Annotated in this window: 18 protein-coding genes; 10 read left to right on the top strand and 8 right to left on the bottom strand. The window is 64.2% G+C overall.

Annotated elements, in window-relative coordinates:
* Positions 1 to 20: 20 nt before the first annotated feature.
* On the top strand, positions 21 to 1,436 hold the full coding sequence (locus tag AC1D75_RS00985) for a hypothetical protein (protein WP_495513473.1): 1,416 nt from the start codon (positions 21 to 23) through the stop codon (positions 1,434 to 1,436).
* Positions 1,437 to 1,537: 101 nt separating this feature from the next.
* A complete protein-coding gene (locus tag AC1D75_RS00980; RefSeq protein ID WP_495513472.1) occupies positions 1,538 to 2,272 on the top strand; it encodes a hypothetical protein in 735 nt (244 codons plus the stop codon).
* On the opposite strand, the gene AC1D75_RS00975 is transcribed toward AC1D75_RS00980, so the two are convergent.
* Complete coding sequence (locus AC1D75_RS00975) at positions 2,266 to 2,979, bottom strand: FadR/GntR family transcriptional regulator (protein WP_495513471.1); 714 nt, start codon at positions 2,977 to 2,979, stop codon at positions 2,266 to 2,268. The genes AC1D75_RS00980 and AC1D75_RS00975 overlap by 7 nt on opposite strands.
* A 123-nt stretch (positions 2,980 to 3,102) precedes the next feature.
* Between AC1D75_RS00975 and AC1D75_RS00970 the strand changes: the two genes are divergently transcribed.
* Positions 3,103 to 3,618 (top strand): gluconokinase, encoded by a 516-nt coding sequence (locus AC1D75_RS00970; protein ID WP_495513470.1) that lies wholly within the window; start codon positions 3,103 to 3,105, stop codon positions 3,616 to 3,618.
* Complete coding sequence (locus AC1D75_RS00965) at positions 3,618 to 5,015, top strand: GntT/GntP/DsdX family permease (protein ID WP_495513469.1); 1,398 nt, start codon at positions 3,618 to 3,620, stop codon at positions 5,013 to 5,015. The genes AC1D75_RS00970 and AC1D75_RS00965 overlap by 1 nt, the downstream gene beginning before the upstream one ends.
* Before the next feature lie 43 nt (positions 5,016 to 5,058).
* Here the strand turns inward: AC1D75_RS00965 and AC1D75_RS00960 are convergent, their stop codons facing one another.
* The 3 genes from AC1D75_RS00960 to AC1D75_RS00950 form a co-directional block, all read right to left on the bottom strand.
* Positions 5,059 to 6,675, bottom strand: coding sequence for an MFS transporter (locus tag AC1D75_RS00960; RefSeq protein ID WP_495513468.1), 1,617 nt, complete (start codon positions 6,673 to 6,675; stop codon positions 5,059 to 5,061).
* A gap of 88 nt (positions 6,676 to 6,763) precedes the next feature.
* Complete coding sequence (locus AC1D75_RS00955) at positions 6,764 to 7,096, bottom strand: PQ-loop domain-containing transporter (RefSeq protein ID WP_495513467.1); 333 nt, start codon at positions 7,094 to 7,096, stop codon at positions 6,764 to 6,766.
* 42 nt (positions 7,097 to 7,138) lie between these two features.
* Positions 7,139 to 8,185, bottom strand: a complete 1,047-nt coding sequence (locus AC1D75_RS00950; RefSeq protein WP_495513466.1) for a class I SAM-dependent methyltransferase — start codon at positions 8,183 to 8,185, stop codon at positions 7,139 to 7,141.
* Between the two features lie 127 nt (positions 8,186 to 8,312).
* Here AC1D75_RS00950 and AC1D75_RS00945 point away from each other — a divergent pair, with 127 nt between their 5' ends.
* Entirely contained in the window at positions 8,313 to 11,138 is a 2,826-nt protein-coding gene (locus tag AC1D75_RS00945; protein ID WP_495513465.1) for an AfsR/SARP family transcriptional regulator, read from the top strand.
* A gap of 60 nt (positions 11,139 to 11,198) precedes the next feature.
* On the opposite strand, the gene AC1D75_RS00940 is transcribed toward AC1D75_RS00945, so the two are convergent.
* Positions 11,199 to 12,161: an SMP-30/gluconolactonase/LRE family protein gene (locus tag AC1D75_RS00940; RefSeq protein ID WP_495513464.1), complete on the bottom strand. Its 963-nt coding sequence runs from the start codon at positions 12,159 to 12,161 to the stop codon at positions 11,199 to 11,201.
* 116 nt (positions 12,162 to 12,277) lie between these two features.
* Positions 12,278 to 12,901, bottom strand: coding sequence for a DUF2231 domain-containing protein (locus tag AC1D75_RS00935; RefSeq protein ID WP_495513463.1), 624 nt, complete (start codon positions 12,899 to 12,901; stop codon positions 12,278 to 12,280).
* 141 nt (positions 12,902 to 13,042) lie between these two features.
* Here AC1D75_RS00935 and AC1D75_RS00930 point away from each other — a divergent pair, with 141 nt between their 5' ends.
* The 5 genes from AC1D75_RS00930 (at position 13,043) to crcB (ending at position 16,527) form a co-directional block, all read left to right on the top strand.
* The gene (locus tag AC1D75_RS00930; protein WP_495513462.1) at positions 13,043 to 13,486 is read left to right on the top strand and encodes a Fur family transcriptional regulator; all 444 of its coding nucleotides are present in this window, start codon (positions 13,043 to 13,045) and stop codon (positions 13,484 to 13,486) included.
* A 123-nt stretch (positions 13,487 to 13,609) separates the two neighbouring features.
* The gene (locus AC1D75_RS00925; protein WP_495513461.1) at positions 13,610 to 15,064 is read left to right on the top strand and encodes a catalase; all 1,455 of its coding nucleotides are present in this window, start codon (positions 13,610 to 13,612) and stop codon (positions 15,062 to 15,064) included.
* Between the two features lie 67 nt (positions 15,065 to 15,131).
* A complete protein-coding gene (locus AC1D75_RS00920; protein ID WP_495513460.1) occupies positions 15,132 to 15,605 on the top strand; it encodes a Dps family protein in 474 nt (157 codons plus the stop codon).
* Positions 15,606 to 15,733: 128 nt separating this feature from the next.
* Positions 15,734 to 16,165, top strand: a complete 432-nt coding sequence (locus AC1D75_RS00915) for a fluoride efflux transporter FluC (RefSeq protein ID WP_495513459.1) — start codon at positions 15,734 to 15,736, stop codon at positions 16,163 to 16,165.
* Positions 16,162 to 16,527, top strand: a complete 366-nt coding sequence (gene crcB / locus AC1D75_RS00910; RefSeq protein ID WP_495513458.1) for a fluoride efflux transporter CrcB — start codon at positions 16,162 to 16,164, stop codon at positions 16,525 to 16,527. The genes AC1D75_RS00915 and crcB overlap by 4 nt, the downstream gene beginning before the upstream one ends.
* A 40-nt stretch (positions 16,528 to 16,567) precedes the next feature.
* Here crcB and AC1D75_RS00905 read toward each other — a convergent pair whose 3' ends face one another.
* Both AC1D75_RS00905 and AC1D75_RS00900 read right to left on the bottom strand, forming a co-directional pair.
* Positions 16,568 to 17,329 (bottom strand): AIM24 family protein, encoded by a 762-nt coding sequence (locus AC1D75_RS00905; RefSeq protein ID WP_495513457.1) that lies wholly within the window; start codon positions 17,327 to 17,329, stop codon positions 16,568 to 16,570.
* A gap of 10 nt (positions 17,330 to 17,339) precedes the next feature.
* Entirely contained in the window at positions 17,340 to 18,059 is a 720-nt protein-coding gene (locus tag AC1D75_RS00900; RefSeq protein ID WP_495513456.1) for an AIM24 family protein, read from the bottom strand.
* Positions 18,060 to 18,061: the final 2 nt, after the last annotated feature.

Here is an 18,061-nt window from a genome sequence, read left to right as displayed (position 1 = left end):
AGGCCGCGCCATGTTTGGATATGCGGGTGACGCGCTCTGGGAGTCGGTTGGTGTTGTTTCTCGCGGTGGTCCTGTCGTTGGTGATGACAGCGCCGGTCGCGCAGGCTGATCCGGGTGCCCCTGACGTCGGCCCGGCCGGAACCGCACTCATCCACGGAGATCTGGCGTCGACCGATTCGACGCCCAACGCCGGACCCGGAGCCGGTGGAAAGCTGCTCGCGTCATCACTGCCCGGCGGTGCCTGCGCGGCGACCTTCATCGGGAGCGATGGTCTGCCGGTCGCGCTCTGTACCGGCTACGTCGGTGTGAATCCGCCAGGATTCGCCGTCCCGACCGTGGCGCTCTTCGACCCCGCGACAGCCCAACCGATCGCGTCGTTGCAGCTCACCAAAGGTGGACTGCTCGGCGGGGTGTACGGCTATCTCGACAGCCGCAACCGGGTCGTGATGGCGGACGGTTCGGGTTCGATCCTCAAGATCGCCCACCGTAAGAACCCGGACGGGCGGTGGCAACTGTTCGTCGACGAGCGCCTGGATGTCGGTGAACAGATCCCATCCGGCGACGCGATCACCGGACTCGCGCCGGACTTCGACGGGCGTATCTGGTTTGCGACCACGGGCGGTGTCATCGGCACCGTCGATGACAGTGGTCATGTCGGGTCCACACAATTGCCGGCAGGCGAGAAGCTCACCAACGGTCTGACCATCCGCCGGGGCGGGGCGTCGATCCTGACCAGCCGGGCGTTGTACGAGATGCGGGCTGATCAGCAGGGGATACCACTGATCAGCTGGCGGGCCACGTACGAGACCGAAGGTGTTCGACGACCAGGCCAGCTGGCACCGGGATCGGGCACCACGCCAACCTATTTCGGACCGAACGGCGACGAGTGGGTGGCAATCGTCGACGATGCTCCGCGGCCCAAGTTGCTGGTCTACCGTTCCGCCGACGGTTCGCCGGTGTGCAGCACCGATGCGTTCGGAACATCCGGTCAGGGAACCGAGAACTCGCCGATGGCGTGGGGCAACTCGATCGTCATCCCGAGTACCTATGGTTTCGGATATCCCCCGTTTGCCACCTCCGGACCGAGTGACCCACCGGCAGCGGCATTTACCGGTGGGATGACGCGTATCGATGTGTCCGACAACGGATGCCATCGGGTCTGGGAAAGCGACGACCGCATGGCCACCCTGCCCAAGCTCTCCCGCGCCGACGGCCTGATCTATGCGCTGAGCTACGGGCCGCTCGCACCTGGTGGGGGAGTGCAGCAGGTCGGCCCGGTCTACTACACCGCCGTCGACTTCCACACCGGGCAGCGTCGGGCGCGTACCCAGGTGGGGATCGCACCCGTCGACGAACCCATGCAGCTCACCGGGACCATCAGCGCCGACGGCGCGCTGTGGCAGGCAACGATCGGCCGGATGCTGAAGATCGGCTGATCGCCGCCTGGCCTCGTTGTTTCCCGTGAAACCAAATTCGCTTCATTTTGTGGACATGGCCTGCGGAGGGGCAGGACTTCGCGAGTGCAACAATCGACAGTGTGACGCAGGACCCAGGCGATCAGCCGACCGAACCGAAGCGCGACCGCCCGAACCTCGAGAAATCAGAGGCCGGGCCGGACGACTCGGTGATCGTGCCGCCTGATCTGGAAGGGATGCCGTCGCTGGCGGAACTCGACGCGGCCGACATGGCCAGGATCGCGCAGGGCCGAACATCCAAGGACAAGGACCACGCCGACCTCGAAGACGACACCCCACCGCCTGCGTCGTTGTACCACGCCTGGTTGTTGTGGCTCGGTGCCGCAGCAGCGGCGTTGATCGGTGTGATCTACGGGTTCGCGAATCTGGGTTCGACCACCGATCTGTTGAAAGACCGTCTTCACGAGGGTGTCCGGGACGACCCCAGCAACGCCGCACCGGCTGACCAGATCGATTCGATTGCCGGGTTCTTCCCGCCTGCGATGCTGATCACCACCCTCGTCCTGCTGGCCGTCCAGTACCCGCTGCTGGTTGCGGTCGGTCGTCGCCGCAGTCGCGGTGCGCGCAACATCTACGTGACGATGGCTCTGGTGATGCTCCTGTGCATCCCGATGGGCATCGACCTGCTCTTCGACTACCCGTCGGTGCCTGCGGCGATTCGGATCATCGGATGGCTGCAATTCGTGCTGCTGCTGTTCTCTGCGCTGTTCGCGTTGCGCCGGGGTGTCAATGAGTGGTTGCCGTCGTCGCAGCGGATGAAGCCGTCGCAGATCTTCCGGCCCGGGAACCGTTACTGAGCGCTGTCCGGGTCGGAAACGGCGGCCGCGGCCTCGACGATGATCTCGCGCATGGCCCGTTCCGCATCTGCCGGATCCCGGAGCCGAACGGCCCGCGCCACCTGATCGTGGAGGTCGATCGCGGCGGGGTTGGGGCGCGTGGGCATCATGCCGTGATGGGTCCGTCCCGTGAGGACCTCATTGACCACATCGCTGAGCGCCCGGAACATCTCATTGCCGCTTGCCTCGAGCAGGGTGCGATGAAAGATCATGTCCGCGAGTAGATATTGGTCGAGGTCGCCGGAGCGTCCGTGCACCACCATGTCCGACACCGCGGCCGCCAAAATGCGGCACTGATGCTCGTCGGCGCGCTCGGCAGCGAGCGCCGCGGCGATCGGTTCGAACCCGCGGCGCAATTCTGAGAGCGTCAGCAGGAACTCTGTTCGCTCGCCGGCGTCGAGGCGCCAGCGGATCAGTTGCGGGTCGAAGACGTTCCACATCTCTTTGGGCTGAACGGTGATCCCCACCCTGCGGCGGGAGGCCACCATGCCCATGGATTCCAGCACTCGGATGGCCTCGCGTGCGACCGTCCGCGACACCCCGTAGTGCTTGCCGACGCCGTCGAGTGTCAGCACATCTCCGGCGGAGTGGTCGTCGGACACGATCCGAATTCCGAGATCGGTCACAACACTGCTGTGCAATTCACCCGCGGTTGTGTCAGATGCCACGCAATTATCTTCTCATTCGCTTGCTCGTGTACCAAAGAAATGGTTTTATGACGGACACGCTTGCAAAAGTATGACTATTGAACTGATCTGCGGTAAGTCAGCAGAACGTGGCGAGGAGAAGGCATGCGATCAGCTCTGGTTGTGATGGGGGTGTCGGGTTCGGGCAAGTCGACGGTCGGCGCCGCACTCGCGCAACGGCTCCGCGTCCCGTTTGCCGACGCCGACGACTTTCACCCGGCTGCCAACATCGCGAAGATGTCGGCAGGCCACCCGCTCGACGACGCCGACAGGTATCCCTGGCTCGAGACGATCGGTGGATGGCTCGCCGAGCACGGCAATGGGGGCGTGATGAGCTGTTCGGCTCTCAAGCACAAATACCGCGACCAACTCCGTGCGCACTGCCCGACGGTGCGATTCGTGCACTTGTCCGGCACGCCCGAGGTGATCGGACGACGGCAGGCCAGCCGGCCCGGACATTTCATGCCGCCGTCCCTGCTCGCCTCACAGTTCGAGACCCTCGAGCCCCTCGGGGCCGATGAGCACGGTTACGAGATCAATATCGACCAGACCATCGACGAGATCGTCGAGGCCTATGTCGCCGCCGCAGGCGCCGACCCGAGCATCACGGAGGAGAACTGATGAACGCCGCATCTGTGGCTGTGCTGGCAGCCGATACGGAGTTGCCTGAACCCGTAGCGCCCGGATGGCAACTGATCCTGGCGGCGCTGGCCGGTATCGCGGTGATCGTCGTCCTCATCACCGTCGCGAAGTTCCATCCCTTCCTCGCACTGGTCGGCGGTGGCCTCACCGTGGGAATTGTTGCCGGTGAAGCGATTCCGGACGTGCTCGACTCATTCACCAAAGGATTCGGATCCACGGCCGCCGGCGTCGGCATCCTGATCGCACTCGGCGCGATGTTCGCCAAGCTGCTCGCCGATTCCGGTGGCGCGGACGAGATCGTGGACACGATCGTCGGACATGCCTCACCGCGCATGCTGCCGTGGGCGATGGCGCTGGTCGGCGCGATCATCGGCCTGCCGATGTTCTTCGAGATCGGCCTGGTCCTGCTGATGCCGGTCATCTACCTCGTCGCGCGACGTTCCGGACTGTCGCTGGTCACCGTCGGCATCCCGGCATTGGCCGGTCTGTCGGCGATGCACGGTTTTGTTCCGCCGCATCCGGGTCCGCTGGTCGCCATCGATGTCATCGGTGCCGACCTGGGCACCACGCTCGCCCTGGGTGTTGCGGTCGCTGTCCCGACGATCATCGTCGCCGGACCGCTCTTCGGAAAACTGGCAGGCCGCTGGGTTGTGCTGCCGGTCCCGACCACGTTCGACGCCGACCCGTCCGATGGTGAAACCACCAAACGGCCGTCCTTCGGCATCACCATCTTCAGCGTGCTGCTCCCGGTTGTCCTGATGCTGGGCAAGGCGATTGCCGAGATCTTCATCGAGAACGACGACCAGATCGTTCGGCAGGTACTCGACGTGATGGGCACGCCGGTCATCGCGTTGCTGATCGCCGTGGTGGTTGCGATGTTCACCCTCGGCCGGGGTTCCGGCATGGATCGCGACACCATCGCGAAGTGCACGGGCGCAGCGCTTCCGGCCATCGCCGGCATCCTGCTGATCGTCTCTGCGGGTGGCGGATTCAAACAGGTGCTCGTCGACAGTGGCATCGGCACACTCCTGGCCGACTGGGCCAAAGAGGCCAACATCTCGGTCATCCTGCTGGCCTGGGTCCTTGCCGCACTGATCAGGTTGGCGACCGGTTCGGCGACCATCGCGACCATCACCGCGTCGTCGCTGATCCTTGGACTCCTCGACGGACTCAGCGGTGGCGAACTCTCCCTGGTGGTGCTGGCCATCGGCGCCGGTTCGGTGTTCTTCTCGCACGTCAACGACGCCGGCTTCTGGCTGGTCAAGGAATACTTCGGGATGTCCGTCGGCCAGACCATCAAGACCTGGTCGATCATGGAAACCGTTCTCTCGGTCTCCGGTTTGATCGTGGTCCTGCTGCTCGGTCTGGTGGTCTAGTGCGCGACGATCAGGGCCGTCGCGGACGGCGTGGCCCTGATCGTCACGGCTGGTTCGTCGTCTCCACTGCCGCCACCGGCGTGCCCGCCGGTGTTCGCGGGATCCGGCCGGTCGCGAAGAGTGCGGCGACGGCGAGTAGGGCGGCCAGTGCAAACGCCGCCCGCAACGCCGCGAGACGGGCATCGGAGTTCACGTCGATCACCGCAGAGGCCGTGTCTGCGGGCACGCCTGCCTTCGCCAACGATTCCTGGAGTTGGGTGTTGGACACGAACGGCACTCCGGACGCGAGTTCGGTTGACGCCTGTTGCGCGACGGACGCGGGGACGTCGGGGTTGTCCTCGAGGCCCGAAATGGCGGACGTGGTGAGCGTGGCGATGAGGATCGAGCCGATCAGTGCGGTACCGAGCGATGCGCCGAGATTGGTTGCGGTGTTCTGAAGGCCGCCGACCTCGGCGCTCTGCGAATCGGGAACCGCGGATACCGTCACCGCGCCCAACTGCGAGGACAGTGAGCCCAGCCCGAATCCCATGAAGAGCATCGGGATCATGACGACGGCGGCATTGGCCCCGGGATCCATTCCGGCAACGAGGATTCCGATGCCGCTGATCATCGACGTCAATCCGATCCGGATGACCCGGCGTGGGTTCGCCTTCGGCCAGATCTTCGGTATCCCGATGGCGGCGATTATCAAAGCGATCGACAGCGGCAAGATGCGGACGCCGGTCTGCAGAGCACTCAATTCGAGAACCACCGACAGGAACAGTGGGACCGCGAAGAACACGCCGGCCTGGACGAGGAACTGCGCGAAGAACATCGACAACCCGCCGGTGAGTTGCCGATTGCGGAGCATAGCCGGATCGATCAGTGGTTCGCCATCGGTCTCGGCGAGATGGGTCTCCCAGCGCAGGAAGCCGTAGAGGACGAGCAGGCCGCCCAGGAGCAGCCAGATCACCGGCGACAGTCCGGCGAGTTCGGTGCCGCCCGGCTTGGCCTGCACCCAACCCCATTCGCTCGAGCGCAGGACGCCGTAGACGAACATGCCCAGGCCCGCGACGGACAGCAAGGACCCGACGACGTCGAGCCGGATGCTGACCGGTGGTACGTCGTTGATCTTGCGCAATACCAACAGGATTGCGACAACGATCACGACCTCGCCGACGAAGACGTAACGCCATGAGGCGAATGTCGTGACCGCGCCGCCGAGCAGCGGTCCCACCGCGACGGCCATTGCGCCGGCCGCCGCCACCAACCCGTATGCGCCTGCGCGACCGTCGGGCGGGAAGTTGGCGGCCACCAAGGCGACGATTGCAGGCATGATGAGCGCCGCGCCGATGCCCTCGAGCAGAGACCACCCGATGAGCAGCACCGGCAGGTTCGGGGCCAGGGCGGTGATCGTCGATCCGACGCCGTAGATGATCAGCCCGATCGCGAAAGCGCGGCGCCGTCCGAGCATGGTCCCGATCTTGCTGCCGGTGATCATCAGACTCGCCATCACAAGCGTGTACATCGTGATCGCTGTCTGGATTCCGGTGATCGTGGTACCGATGTCGTCCGCCACCGTTGCCATCGAGACGTTCATGACCGAACTGTCGAGTGTCATCAGGAACTGCCCTGATGCCAATACCGCGAGGACCAACCCAGAGCCTGTTTTTGCCGCCACCGCAGAGCCCCTTCTCGACTGGTTGAGGTCACCCTATATCCGTCAGACCTGCAAACTCCCACGCTTTCGGATGATCACGCGAGACCTTTCACCGTCGTCGCACGGTTGGCAGCACGGTGTCGTCGACGTGATCGGAGCCTGCGGGGCGGGCGCCGGCTCCCGGCAGCACCACGTACCGCACGTACCAGAACAGCATGAGTCCGGTGCTCAACGTGTGGAACAGGTGCAGCACCAGAACCGGTCCGAGTGGGAGATGCAGGACGTAGACGAGATAGATCAGATTGCCGATGTTGGCCAAGGCGATGTTGCCTGGACTGTAGGAGTTCACGTCCTTGGTGCGCCATGCCTTGGTCAACATCGGCAGTGTGCTGAAGGCGAACACCGCGGTGGCGACGGCGCCTGCGACAACCGGGATGTCCATGTCGGCCTCTCTGGGTGGGTGGGGTCTCGGTGATGGAACGGGTCAGGGACGGATTTCGTAGACGTTGTTGAATGCGGTCTGCGCGGCCAACCGGAACCTGGTGAATCCGGCCTCGCCCACGATCTGACGTAGTGCCGATTCGGGAGCCTGCGCGCCGAGTGCGTAACCACCCGTTTGGGACAGGGCGTTGGGGACGCAGAGGAACGTCGATCCGCTGTAGTAAAGGCGCCCAACCGGATTGAATGTGTCCTCGACCTTCTCGGCCGTGATCGGTTCGACCAGGAGCCACGTGCCGTCGGCTGCGATGGCCTTGCGAACCTGCCGGGCCGCACCAAGTGGATCGCCCATGTCGTGTAGGCAGTCGAACATCGTGATCAGATCGTAGTCGCGACCCGAAAAGTCCTGTGCTGTGCCGACTTCAAACGTGGCACGATCTCCGACCCCGGCATCGGCGGCGTGCTTGCGCGCGAGATCGATGGACTCGTCGTGGTAGTCCACACCGACGAATGTGCTGTGCGGAAACGACTGCGCCATCAAGACCGATGACGAACCGAGACCGCAACCGATATCGGCGATCGATGCTCCCGCAGTGAGTTTCGCTTCCACCCCGTCGAGGGCGGGAATCCAATTCGGGATCAGCTCGGCGGCATAGCCGGGACGATAGAAGGCGTCGATACCGGTGAACACGCTGTGATCGTGCTCGTGCCACCCGACACCTGCACCGGTGCGAAATGCTTCGGTGATGGCAGGTTCGGCTCGCAAGTAGCCGAGAACGCCCACAAATGCCGCTGATACGTTCGGTCCGTTCGGGTCGGCGAGGCAGAATGCCTGCTCGTCGGTCATCGAGAACTCGCCGGTGGACGGCTCGTACCCCACGTATCCGCCGGCGGCCTGACCGCGCAACCACTCCGTGAGGTACCGCTCGTCGTAGCCGGTCCGCTGTGCGAATGCTTCTGCAGTGGCCGGGCCCTGTGCGAGGGCACGGTAAAGACCGAGGCGGTTGCCAACGGTGATCGAACCGGCGGCGCCGGCAGCGCCCATGTCGGTGACGACTCGGCCGAGAAACTCCATGATCTTGTTTTCATCCATCTCAACTGCTCCTTCAAGTGACTAACTGATGCGGTGGACCGGTTCAACCGGTCACACTGAACAGCGTCGATGCGGTGGCAGACACGCCGCTGACAGCGGCAGGCACGGCACTGACAGGAGGTGGGCGATGGTCGGCGATGCGATGTCGCCACCGGTCCGGGTGGAGGTTCTCGGGCCGCTCCGACTCGTTGTCGATGGCGCGGCCGTGGATGTGAAGGGTCCGAAACGCCGGGCGGTTCTCGCGATGCTCGCGTTTGCAGCGGGCAGGACGGTGCCGGTCGGTCAGTTGGTGGACGCGCTGTGGTCATCGGAGGCGCCTGCGTCGGGACGATCGGCGCTCCAGGCGCACATTTCGCGACTGCGGGGACATCTCGGTCCGGCGTCGGCGCGGCTACAGGCTATCGCCGCCGGCTATCGCCTCGATCTGTCATCGGAGGAGCTGGATGTTTCGCACGCGCGACAGCTGTTGTCGCAGGCCAGAAGTCGAATGGATCGCGACCCGGCCGGGGCCCTGGATCTGTTGCGGAAGGCAGACGACCTCTGGCGTGGACCACTGCTCACCGATCTGACCGACATCACGGATATCGCAGTCGCGGTCGAGGAATGCCGTCAGTTGCACCGCGAGGTGACCGACACCCTGATCCACTGTGCGATCGAAGCCGGAGCCGCAGGGCAGACCGTGGGACTGGCCACCTCCTGGCTGGCCACCGATCCGCTGCGGGAGCCTGCGGTGTTGCTGGCGATGCGTGCCCTGGCGGCCACCGGCGAGTCGTCGGAGGCACTTTCGGTCGGACGACGATTCCGTGCCCGGTTGGCCGACGATATGGGCCTGGATCCGTCGCCGGCGTTGTCGACGCTCGAACGTGAGATCGCCGGAGGCGCCGCGGGACCGTCCACGGTGATGTCGACGAGCCCCCGATTGCCGCGGACGCGACTGATCGGCCGTGATCAGCAGGTCGCCGAGTTGCGGGAACTGCTCAAAAAGGAACGGCTTGTCACACTGGTCGGTCCCGGGGGTGTGGGGAAGACGAGTATTGCGCTGGAGATCGCTCGCAGTGCGCCGGAGGTGACGGTCCTGCTGCTTGCGCCGCTGACCGACCCTGCAGCCGTCCCGCACGCGCTGGCGGCGGCGTTGAACGTCAACGTGATTCGAGGAGATGTGGTCAGTGCATGTGCCGCGGTGCTCGGCGATCGCGAGCAGATGGTGCTGGTGGACAACTGTGAACACCTGCTCGACGCGGCCCGCGATGTGGTCGTAAGCCTCCTCGATGCCTGCCCTCGCCTGACCATCTTCGCGACGTCCCGTGAATCACTGGGACTTCCGATAGAACTCGCGTGGCGCCTGTGGCCCCTACCCCTGCCCACCGGTGATCACGACGGTTCCACGGCTCCGTCGGTGGAGTTGTTCGTCGAACGCGGTCGCCGTGTCCACCCGGATCTTGAACCGACGGCCCGTCAATTGGACACTGTCGGCGAGATCGTCAGCCGACTCGACGGGATACCGCTGGCCATCGAGTTGGCCGCGGGACGGTTGTCGACCTTCACGCTGACGGACCTGCATGACCGGCTGGACCGCTCGCTGGACCTGCTCGGTGGCGGACGCCCGACCGGAGACCTGCGGCATCGCACCCTGCGTTCGACGATCGAGTGGTCGTATGACCTGCTCGATCCCGATGAACAACGACTGTTCCGGCACCTGACGGTCTTTGCCGACGGCATCGACCTGGCGGCAGCGGAACGACTCTCGGCAGACCTGGACATACCTGGCGACCCTGGCGCGATTCTGGCTCGGCTTGTCGATGCCTCGATGATCATCGTCGACGTCTCCGGAGGCACCGCCCGATACCGGATCCTGGAGACGATTCGTACCTTCGGCGGCGATCGGCTGGTCGCTGCGAACGAAAGAGTGTCGGCGGAGAACTTGTTGCTGGACTGGGCAATCGAACGCTCTCGAGACATCGGCGCGGCCATGATGACCGATCGCGAACCGGAGGCGGATGCGGATCTGCGCCGTGAGCTGGGCAATGTGCGAGCCGCATGGCGACTGGCCCGGAGTCATGGGTCGATGGACGCGGCGGTATCGATGATCAACTCACTCTTCGACGCGATCTCGTATCGCGACCTCATCGAGTTGCGCGGGTGGGCCCAGGAATTGGCCGCCGATCCGGGCCTGCTCACGCACCCCGGGGCGACGTTCACCTTCGGTGTGGCCGCTGAGGCGGCGTACCACAGCGGGGATCACGCACGCGCCGAGGAGCTTTCACGCATCGGGCTGAGCTGTGCCACACATTCATCCGAGACCTGGACGTGCCTGGCCACCCTGTCGGTGACGGCGCTGGCGCGTGGCGACTACCCGGAGGTTCTCGAATACTGCCTGGCCGCAGAAAAAGTGACACCGCGGCCTGCTGAGCCGCTGGGAATCGCGGCGCTCGCGGCGGTCTATTCGGGAGACATCGAGGCGGCCCGGACTTTGAACAGTCGAGGCCGCGCCGGCGCGAACTTCCCCTCGATGATTGCCTGGAACGAGTACGTGGACGGCGAGATCGAGAACTTCGCAGGCAACGGCCTGATCGCCGAAGGGCACTACCTCCGCACGATCGAACTGGCCCGGGCCACCGGTGCCACGTTCCTGATCGGCGTGGCCACCGTCGGATTGCTGACCGTGCGGTCCCGTAGCGGTCGCATTCGAGAAGCACTTGGTGGATACCGCGAGGTGATCGACTACTTTGCGGGCACCGGCAATTGGACGCACCTCTGGGCCGCATTGCGCAATCTCGCCGATCTGCTCGACGAACTCGGCGACCACGAGTGCTCGATGTTGCTGCACGCCGCCGCTGACCAGGCACCCGATGCACCCGTCATCGATCGCCGACCGGCGCCGGTTGCGGACGTGCCTGATAGAACCGCCCTGCTGGCGTCAGCCCGAGCCGCCATCGACCAACAACTCCGTTGACCGTGCCCGGCACGATTACGGCGCTATCGGCGCTATCGGCGCTATCGGCGCGGTCCGGGGTTACGGCGCTGCGGTGCTCGCGTTGGGATCGAAGGCGCCGGGGATCTCGTAGATGTTGCCGTCGAAGCCGGCCCTGAAGAGCCGTCCGTTGGAGAACCCGGAGTCGCCACGGCCGTAGGAGACCACGCTCGACGCCGGTAGTCCGGATGCCAGGGCGCAGAACCTGTTCGGTCCGTCGACCCGCAAGATCTCGCCACTGATGTCGGTGGGCACGATCGGCCGGTTCTGGGAGTCCAGCGTCAGACCATCTGCCGCCACGATCACATCGGCGCCGCCGAACGTGACCAAAGACTGTGGTGCGCCGGGGTTGTTGACCGGGATCCGGCTGACACCCGGATTGACGAATGTGCGTGAGACGTAAAGATATCCGTCATCGTTGCCGAGTACCGCACCGTTGGCGCTCGGCAGGCTCGCCCAATCCGGCTGCACGGCTCCGTTGGGGAACACCCGCCCGATCAGTGCGCCGAAATCGTTGGTGGCGTAGATGGTCCCGTTGCCCGCCACGGCCAAACCGTTCGCCGCGCTCAGCCCGGTGACAAACGGCGTCAATTGTCCGGTGGAGGGCGAGAACTTCGCGATGGAGGCTGCGCGCAACACATCGCCGACAAGAACCCGTACGTCGGCGCCATAGCCGACCAGAAGCGTGCCGTCCGGGGTCCAGGCCAGGGCTCCACCGCCGCCGTTGGGGACGGTCGCCACCGGTACGGCACCGGCTCCCGGGCGATCTATGCGGAACAGGCGGCCGCTGATCAGATCTGTGGTGTAGAGACGACCAGCGGGATCGACGGTGAGCCCCTCGAGCGCGGCACCGGGAACCTGGGCGACCAGTACCGGCGCTTGCCCGGCGCCTGGACAGGTCGCCGCGGCCTGTGCCGCCGGGGCTCCCACCACGGATATCGTTGCCGTGATCAGTGCGGCGCTCGCAATCAGACGTACTGCAGCACGCAGTGAGAAGTTCGACATCATGGCCTCCCAGCCCAGTCGGATGTTCCCAGCTTAGGTGCTCACCGACGCCGTTGGTGGCGATGTCCGACTTGAGGTCAATGTCCGGATCGCAGAGCCGGACATGGGCCGCGTGATCACCGTTCCCGCAACACGCCTGCGCTCTGGGCGTACGAGAGGTGCCCACCCAGCGCACCCGAGACACCGGAGACGGCAAGTCCCGCCATCGACCAGATCGATCCGCGTACTGCGTTGCCGCGCCGACGCTTTCGCCAGGATCGGGCGAAGCAGGCCAGGCCGATCGTGTTCGTCGCCATGTGGAACACCGCGACACGGCGCTGAGGTGCGTCGAGCGTGGTGTATTCGACGAGGCCGGTGACGCCTGCGGGAACAGCGGCCATGAGCCCGAATGCGACCAGGCGCTGGGCGGCGGCGCGTTGGCCGGTCGCATCGAGCAGCGGCACGGCCATCCAGGCACCGATGGGGACGGTCACGAGGATGGGGTGAAGCGGATGCCCCAGCCACTGCCCGCGCAGGAATGTCAGGGCTGCCGGAGGAAATTTGGCGTCAAGGAGTCCGGCGAGCGCGTTCGCCGGTCCATCGACGGCTTTTACATTCTCGACTGCCAGCAGTGCGCGTGCGATCGGACGCGCCCCGTCTGGTCGGACGGCATCGGTCAGCGAGATGGTGCTGTCCGGTTGCCCGCGGTCTCCGGTCTCGCTCGGTGAGTTTTCGGTGGGGTCGTTCGATGAGGTGGTCACCACGGAGTTGTTCCCCGTTTACCGGTCTTCCAATCAGGCCCGTGGACACGTTCTGGGCCCGCTAGCTGCCGATTCGAGATTTCCGGAGAGACTTGGGAGATTATCTGGACTGATTCCAGAAAAGGCGGTATGGTCAGTGTCATGAGTTTCCAGCAGCCCCCCAGCGATCCGCAGCAACAGCTGCGTGCGGTGGGTCTTCGGGTGACAGCGCCACGCGTGGCTGTGCTCGGGCTGTTGGAGACCCATCCGCATTCCACGGCCGACTTCGTTGCTGCCCGCGTCCGTGAGCAACTCGGGGGCGTGTCCACGCAGACCGTGTACGACGTGCTGCGGGTCTGTTCCGAACGGGGACTGCTGCGCCGCATCGAACCGGCCGGTTCTTCCGTTCGGTACGAGAGCCGGACCGGCGACAACCATCATCATCTCGTGTGTCGGAGTTGCGGCGATGTCCGCGACGTCGATTGTGTGGTGGGGATGGCGCCGTGCCTGCAGCCGAATGTCGACAACGGTTTCATGATCGACGAGGCCGAAGTGACGTTCTGGGGTCTGTGCTCGCAATGCCAGGCAAGGCCTGAGTCGGAGTAAATTCTCGAACCCCTGTCGCCGGCCATTGGGGTCGGCGCCGACATCTTCATATCTTCTTGAATTGCAACACCTTTCAATACGCATTGAGCAGCCCTCGGCGCGAACTCAACAGGAGGTAAATAAATGACCCCACGGACCACCACCAATGCTGGGATCCCGGTGTCGAGCGACAATGAGTCGCTGACCGCAGGAACTCAGGGACCGATCCTGCTCCATGACCACTACCTGATCGAGAAGCTCGCCCAGTTCAACCGCGAGCGGGTCCCGGAGCGTGTTGTACATGCCAAGGGCGGCGGTGCATTTGGTGAATTGACGATCACCGGAGACGTGTCGAAGTACACCAAGGCCAAGTTTCTGCAGCCGGGCAAGAAGACAGAATCGCTGGTCCGCTTCTCGACGGTCGCCGGAGAGCAGGGCAGTCCTGACACCTGGCGCGACCCGCGCGGCTTCGCGATGAAGTTCTACACCGAGGACGGCAACTACGACCTCGTCGGCAACAACACGCCGATCTTCTTCATCAAGGACCCCATCAAGTTCCCCGACTTCATCCGCAGTCAAAAGCGCTTGCCCGGTTCGGGTTTGCGTGACCACAACATGCAGTGGGATTTCTGGACATTGCGTCCGGAGACTGCGCATCAGGTGACCTGGTTGATGGGTGACCGGGGCATCCCGAAGAGCTGGCGGAACATGGACGGCTTCGGTTCGCACACCTACCAGTGGGTGAACGCCGCAGGTGAGCGCTTCTGGGTGAAGTACCACTTCAAGTCCGATCAGGGGATCGAGTTCCTGACCCAGGCCGAAGCCGACACACTTGCCGGTACCGATCCCGACTACCACCGCCAGGATCTCTATGAGGCCATCGAGCGTGGCGAGTTCCCGACGTGGACCATGAAGGTCCAGGTCATGCCGGTCGCAGAGGCAGAGGCATACCGGTTCAATCCGTTTGACCTGACCAAGGTCTGGTCGCAGAAGGACTACCCGCTGATCGAGGTCGGCAAGTGGACGCTGAACCGGAATCCGGAGAACTTCTTCTCCGAGATCGAGCTGGCGTCGTTTGGGCCGTCGAATGTGGTTCCGGGAATCGGCTTTTCGCCCGACAAGATGCTGCTCGGCCGGGTCTTCAGCTACGCCGACGCTCATCGGCACCGCATCGGGACCAACTTTGCGCAACTGCCGGTGAACGCGGCGAAGGCCGCCACGGTCAACACGTACTCGAAGGAAGGCGCGATGGCCTACACCTTCAGTGACCCGAACACCCCTGTGTATGCACCGAATTCATTCGGCGGACCGCACGCTGATCCAGAGGCGGCCGGCGACGAAGGACTGTGGGAGTTCGACGGACGGGCAATTCGTGCCGGCTACATCGAACATGCCGAAGACGGTGACTTCACGCAGGCGGGAATCCTGTATCGCGAGGTGCTCGACGATGAGGCCCGGGAACGACTGGTGGGCAACATCGTTGGACACGTGCTCGGTGGCGTTCGGGAGCCGGTTCTCTCGCGTGTGTTCGAGTACTGGAAGAACGTGGATGCAGACCTGGGCAAGCGGGTCGAAGAGGGCGTCCGAAACGGGGAATAGGCGTCTGTCGGCCAGGGTTGAACCCAACAGACTCAATCGCATTTTTGCGCGCACAGGAGGTAGCGGAATGACCAATCCCATCACCAGCACACTGAGCAAAGACCAGCAGGCTGTGGCAGGTAAGGCGCTGCAGGAGACCGTTGTCGACATGATCGACCTGTCGCTGATCGCCAAGCAGGCGCACTGGAACGTCGTCGGCCAGCAGTTCCGTTCGGTTCACCTCGAACTGGATGAACTGGTCACGGCTGCGCGTGACTTCACCGACGCCGCGGCAGAGCGTGCCACCGCGATCGGTGTCAGCCCGGACGGTCGGGCCGAGACCGTGGCAAAGACTGCCGGTACCAAGGGTTTCGGCGATGGCTGGACCAAGGACGTCGATGTGGTGAAGGCGATCGTCGCCAACATCAAGACCGTTGTCGACGGACTGCGGTCCCGTATCGAGGCCACCGAAAAGGCCGATCCGGTCACCCAGGATCTGCTGATCGGTTTTGCCGCACGACTCGAGCAACTGCACTGGATGTGGCAGGCGCAGGTCGCCTGACCCGAGACCGCAGGTGATGCGCAGCCCGCATCGCCTGGCGTAAAGCCCCCCACGGCCATCCCCCCGGCCGTGGGGGGCTTTTGCGTGTGATATCGCCTGTACCGCTTGCGGGCGGTAGATTCGTACAGATGTCCGACCGCCCGTTGCATCTGCGCCGCAGTGCGCTGGTCCCGATCTTCGTCGGCGGCCTGTTGGGTACCGGAGCCCGCTACCTGCTCGAGAAGGCGTACCCCTTTGACCCATCCGGATGGCCTTGGACCACGTTTCTGATCAACCTGGCCGGAGCATTCGTATTGGGTGTGGTGTTGGAGGCGCTGGTTCGCACGGGCTCCGATATCGGGTGGCGTCAGCGCACGCGGTTGTTCCTGGGGACCGGTTTCTGTGGCACCTTCACGACCTACAGCGCGTTTTCCCTGGAGTCGACGCGGCTCTTTCGTGACGGCAATCTCGGTACGGCAGTGGGATATATGGCGACGACGGTTGTCGTGGGAGGTCTGATGGCCTGGGCCGGGATATCGGCGGCCGCAGCGGTTCACCGCAGTACCGTGCGGCACCGATGATCTTTTGGGTGGCGCTGGCAGGGGCGCTGGGTGCCGTCCTCCGGTTTGTGGTCGATTCGGAGGCCAAGCGCAGGATCTCGGTGACGTTCCCGTGGGGCACCGGGGTCATCAACGTGACCGGCTCCCTGATCATCGGTGTGGTCTCCGGGTTGGTGATGTTCCACGCGGGAGCCACGGAGCTGCAGTCGATCGTCGGTACCGGATTCTGCGGTGGTTTCACCACATTCAGCACGGCGAGTGTCGAGACCGTTCAACTGCTCCAACAAGAGCGACGTGGTGCGGCAATGGTCTACGCTGCCGGTTCGTTGGTTCTCTCTGTGGCCGCTTGTGCGGCCGGGCTCGCGCTGGTCTACCTGCTGTGAACCCGGCCGTTCATCGGATGTACCCGAATATTGCTCGGGCTCAGTAGCTTTGTTGTTGCTGAGCCATCTGTGACTGGATCTTCTGGTTCAGCCGGGTGAGGCCCACCGACGACAGGCCCGGGATCTGACTTTCCAGGCTTCGCACCAGATTGTGATCGTTGATGACCTTCTCGCTGGACTGGATCAGGACCGTGCCGGATCCGGTGAAGTCGAACTGCTGCTCTTCTCCACTGGCCGCACCCATCATGGCCGCGCCCGCGGCCATGAACCCAGTGACCCAGCTTTGGTCGTAATGATGGCTGGGGGAGGGGCAGTCGGCCCATCCGACAAGGGCTTCGGGGTCGACGCGAAGCGGTGGTTCGGCGAACATGACCGGTCCGTTCGACGATGCCAGGAACTTACCGCTGCCGATGAGCGTGAGGTATCCGGGGACGATCGACTGGTTGAGCTGCAGTCCCGGCTCGAACGCGAGGAGATTCGCGGCCCGCACCGTGAGGTTGCCGTCTTCGAGGTCGTAGGAGTTGATGTCATATCCGCGGTCGCCGATGATGAGCGTGCCCTGTCCCTGGGCAATGATGAAGTCGCCCATGTACAGCGGGGCGCTGATGGTGCCGGCGAGTTGCTGCATCATCGTGGTCTGCATGCCCTGGATGAGGGCCTGGAACTGCATCTGCCCGTAGTAGGCGATCATCGCGCCCTTGGACATGATCCAGGGCTTGGTCATCTGCATGTAGTACGCGTAGCTGTTGCCGGGAATGTTGTCATCGCCCTGCAGCATTGACGGATTGAGTATGTCGCTCATCGTTTTTCCCCTACAGCTTCTCTTCGGACGCTTGTACGAACACAGTTCCTTGCCCCTGGCACAGCAACTGCATCGCCTCGCCGGCTCCACGTCCGACGGCATCGCGCCAGCCCGCGGTCGACTTCAGCTGGGTCTGAACATTTCCGAACGTGCCGACAAACGCCTGCGGATCGACGATGACCGGGTACTGACCACCGACCTGGATCTCCAGCACCTCACCGTGGGCCAGCAAGACCACCGAACCCATCCCTTGCAGCTGAGTGGTGAACATGCCGTCGCCGGTCAGTGCGCCGGTCGCAGCTCCGCGGAGCGCTCCCATCAGCCCTCCGCCGCGTCCACCGCCGCTGCCGTTGCCCTGGGACGTCATCGATACGATGGAGGCCTGCAGACCCGCGGTATAACCCAGTGTTCTGGATGCATCGGCGGTGACGGTGCCGCCCTGGGGCATGTCGATGACATGCACTGCCAGCCCGCCGAATCCATAGTGGATCTGGCCGTGACCCTGCGCCATCATGGTGGCCTCGTGTTCACCGCGCATCATCCGGCCTGCCATACCGGCGACGGCACCCATACCGCCAAGGCCGGGCATCCCGCCTGCCCCGGGGATCTGGTGCGGAGAGAAATGGATCTGGCCGGTGTAGAAGAGCATGGCACCTTTTCGGGCGACCACACCACCGGCCTGGCCGACGTCGACCTTGACAACCTTCGAGTTGATCTTCTCAAAAACCATGT

The organism is Williamsia sp. Y712 (assembly GCF_059445525.1).
This window is presented reverse-complemented; position numbering and strand designations above follow the sequence as displayed.

What these genes read in the sequence shown, in the direction of transcription:
- AC1D75_RS00900 (WP_495513456.1), bottom strand. Translation starts at nt 18,059, where the DNA reads ATGGTTTTTGAGAAGATCAACTCGAAGGTTGTCAAGGTCGACGTCGGC.
- AC1D75_RS00925 (WP_495513461.1), top strand. Translation starts at nt 13,610, where the DNA reads ATGACCCCACGGACCACCACCAATGCTGGGATCCCGGTGTCGAGCGAC.
- AC1D75_RS00970 (WP_495513470.1), top strand. Translation starts at nt 3,103, where the DNA reads ATGCGATCAGCTCTGGTTGTGATGGGGGTGTCGGGTTCGGGCAAGTCG.
- crcB (WP_495513458.1), top strand. Translation starts at nt 16,162, where the DNA reads ATGATCTTTTGGGTGGCGCTGGCAGGGGCGCTGGGTGCCGTCCTCCGG.
- AC1D75_RS00930 (WP_495513462.1), top strand. Translation starts at nt 13,043, where the DNA reads ATGAGTTTCCAGCAGCCCCCCAGCGATCCGCAGCAACAGCTGCGTGCG.
- AC1D75_RS00950 (WP_495513466.1), bottom strand. Translation starts at nt 8,185, where the DNA reads ATGGATGAAAACAAGATCATGGAGTTTCTCGGCCGAGTCGTCACCGAC.
- AC1D75_RS00920 (WP_495513460.1), top strand. Translation starts at nt 15,132, where the DNA reads ATGACCAATCCCATCACCAGCACACTGAGCAAAGACCAGCAGGCTGTG.
- AC1D75_RS00965 (WP_495513469.1), top strand. Translation starts at nt 3,618, where the DNA reads ATGAACGCCGCATCTGTGGCTGTGCTGGCAGCCGATACGGAGTTGCCT.
- AC1D75_RS00945 (WP_495513465.1), top strand. Translation starts at nt 8,313, where the DNA reads ATGGTCGGCGATGCGATGTCGCCACCGGTCCGGGTGGAGGTTCTCGGG.
- AC1D75_RS00905 (WP_495513457.1), bottom strand. Translation starts at nt 17,329, where the DNA reads ATGAGCGACATACTCAATCCGTCAATGCTGCAGGGCGATGACAACATT.
- AC1D75_RS00985 (WP_495513473.1), top strand. Translation starts at nt 21, where the DNA reads ATGCGGGTGACGCGCTCTGGGAGTCGGTTGGTGTTGTTTCTCGCGGTG.
- AC1D75_RS00915 (WP_495513459.1), top strand. Translation starts at nt 15,734, where the DNA reads ATGTCCGACCGCCCGTTGCATCTGCGCCGCAGTGCGCTGGTCCCGATC.
- AC1D75_RS00940 (WP_495513464.1), bottom strand. Translation starts at nt 12,161, where the DNA reads ATGTCGAACTTCTCACTGCGTGCTGCAGTACGTCTGATTGCGAGCGCC.
- AC1D75_RS00955 (WP_495513467.1), bottom strand. Translation starts at nt 7,096, where the DNA reads ATGGACATCCCGGTTGTCGCAGGCGCCGTCGCCACCGCGGTGTTCGCC.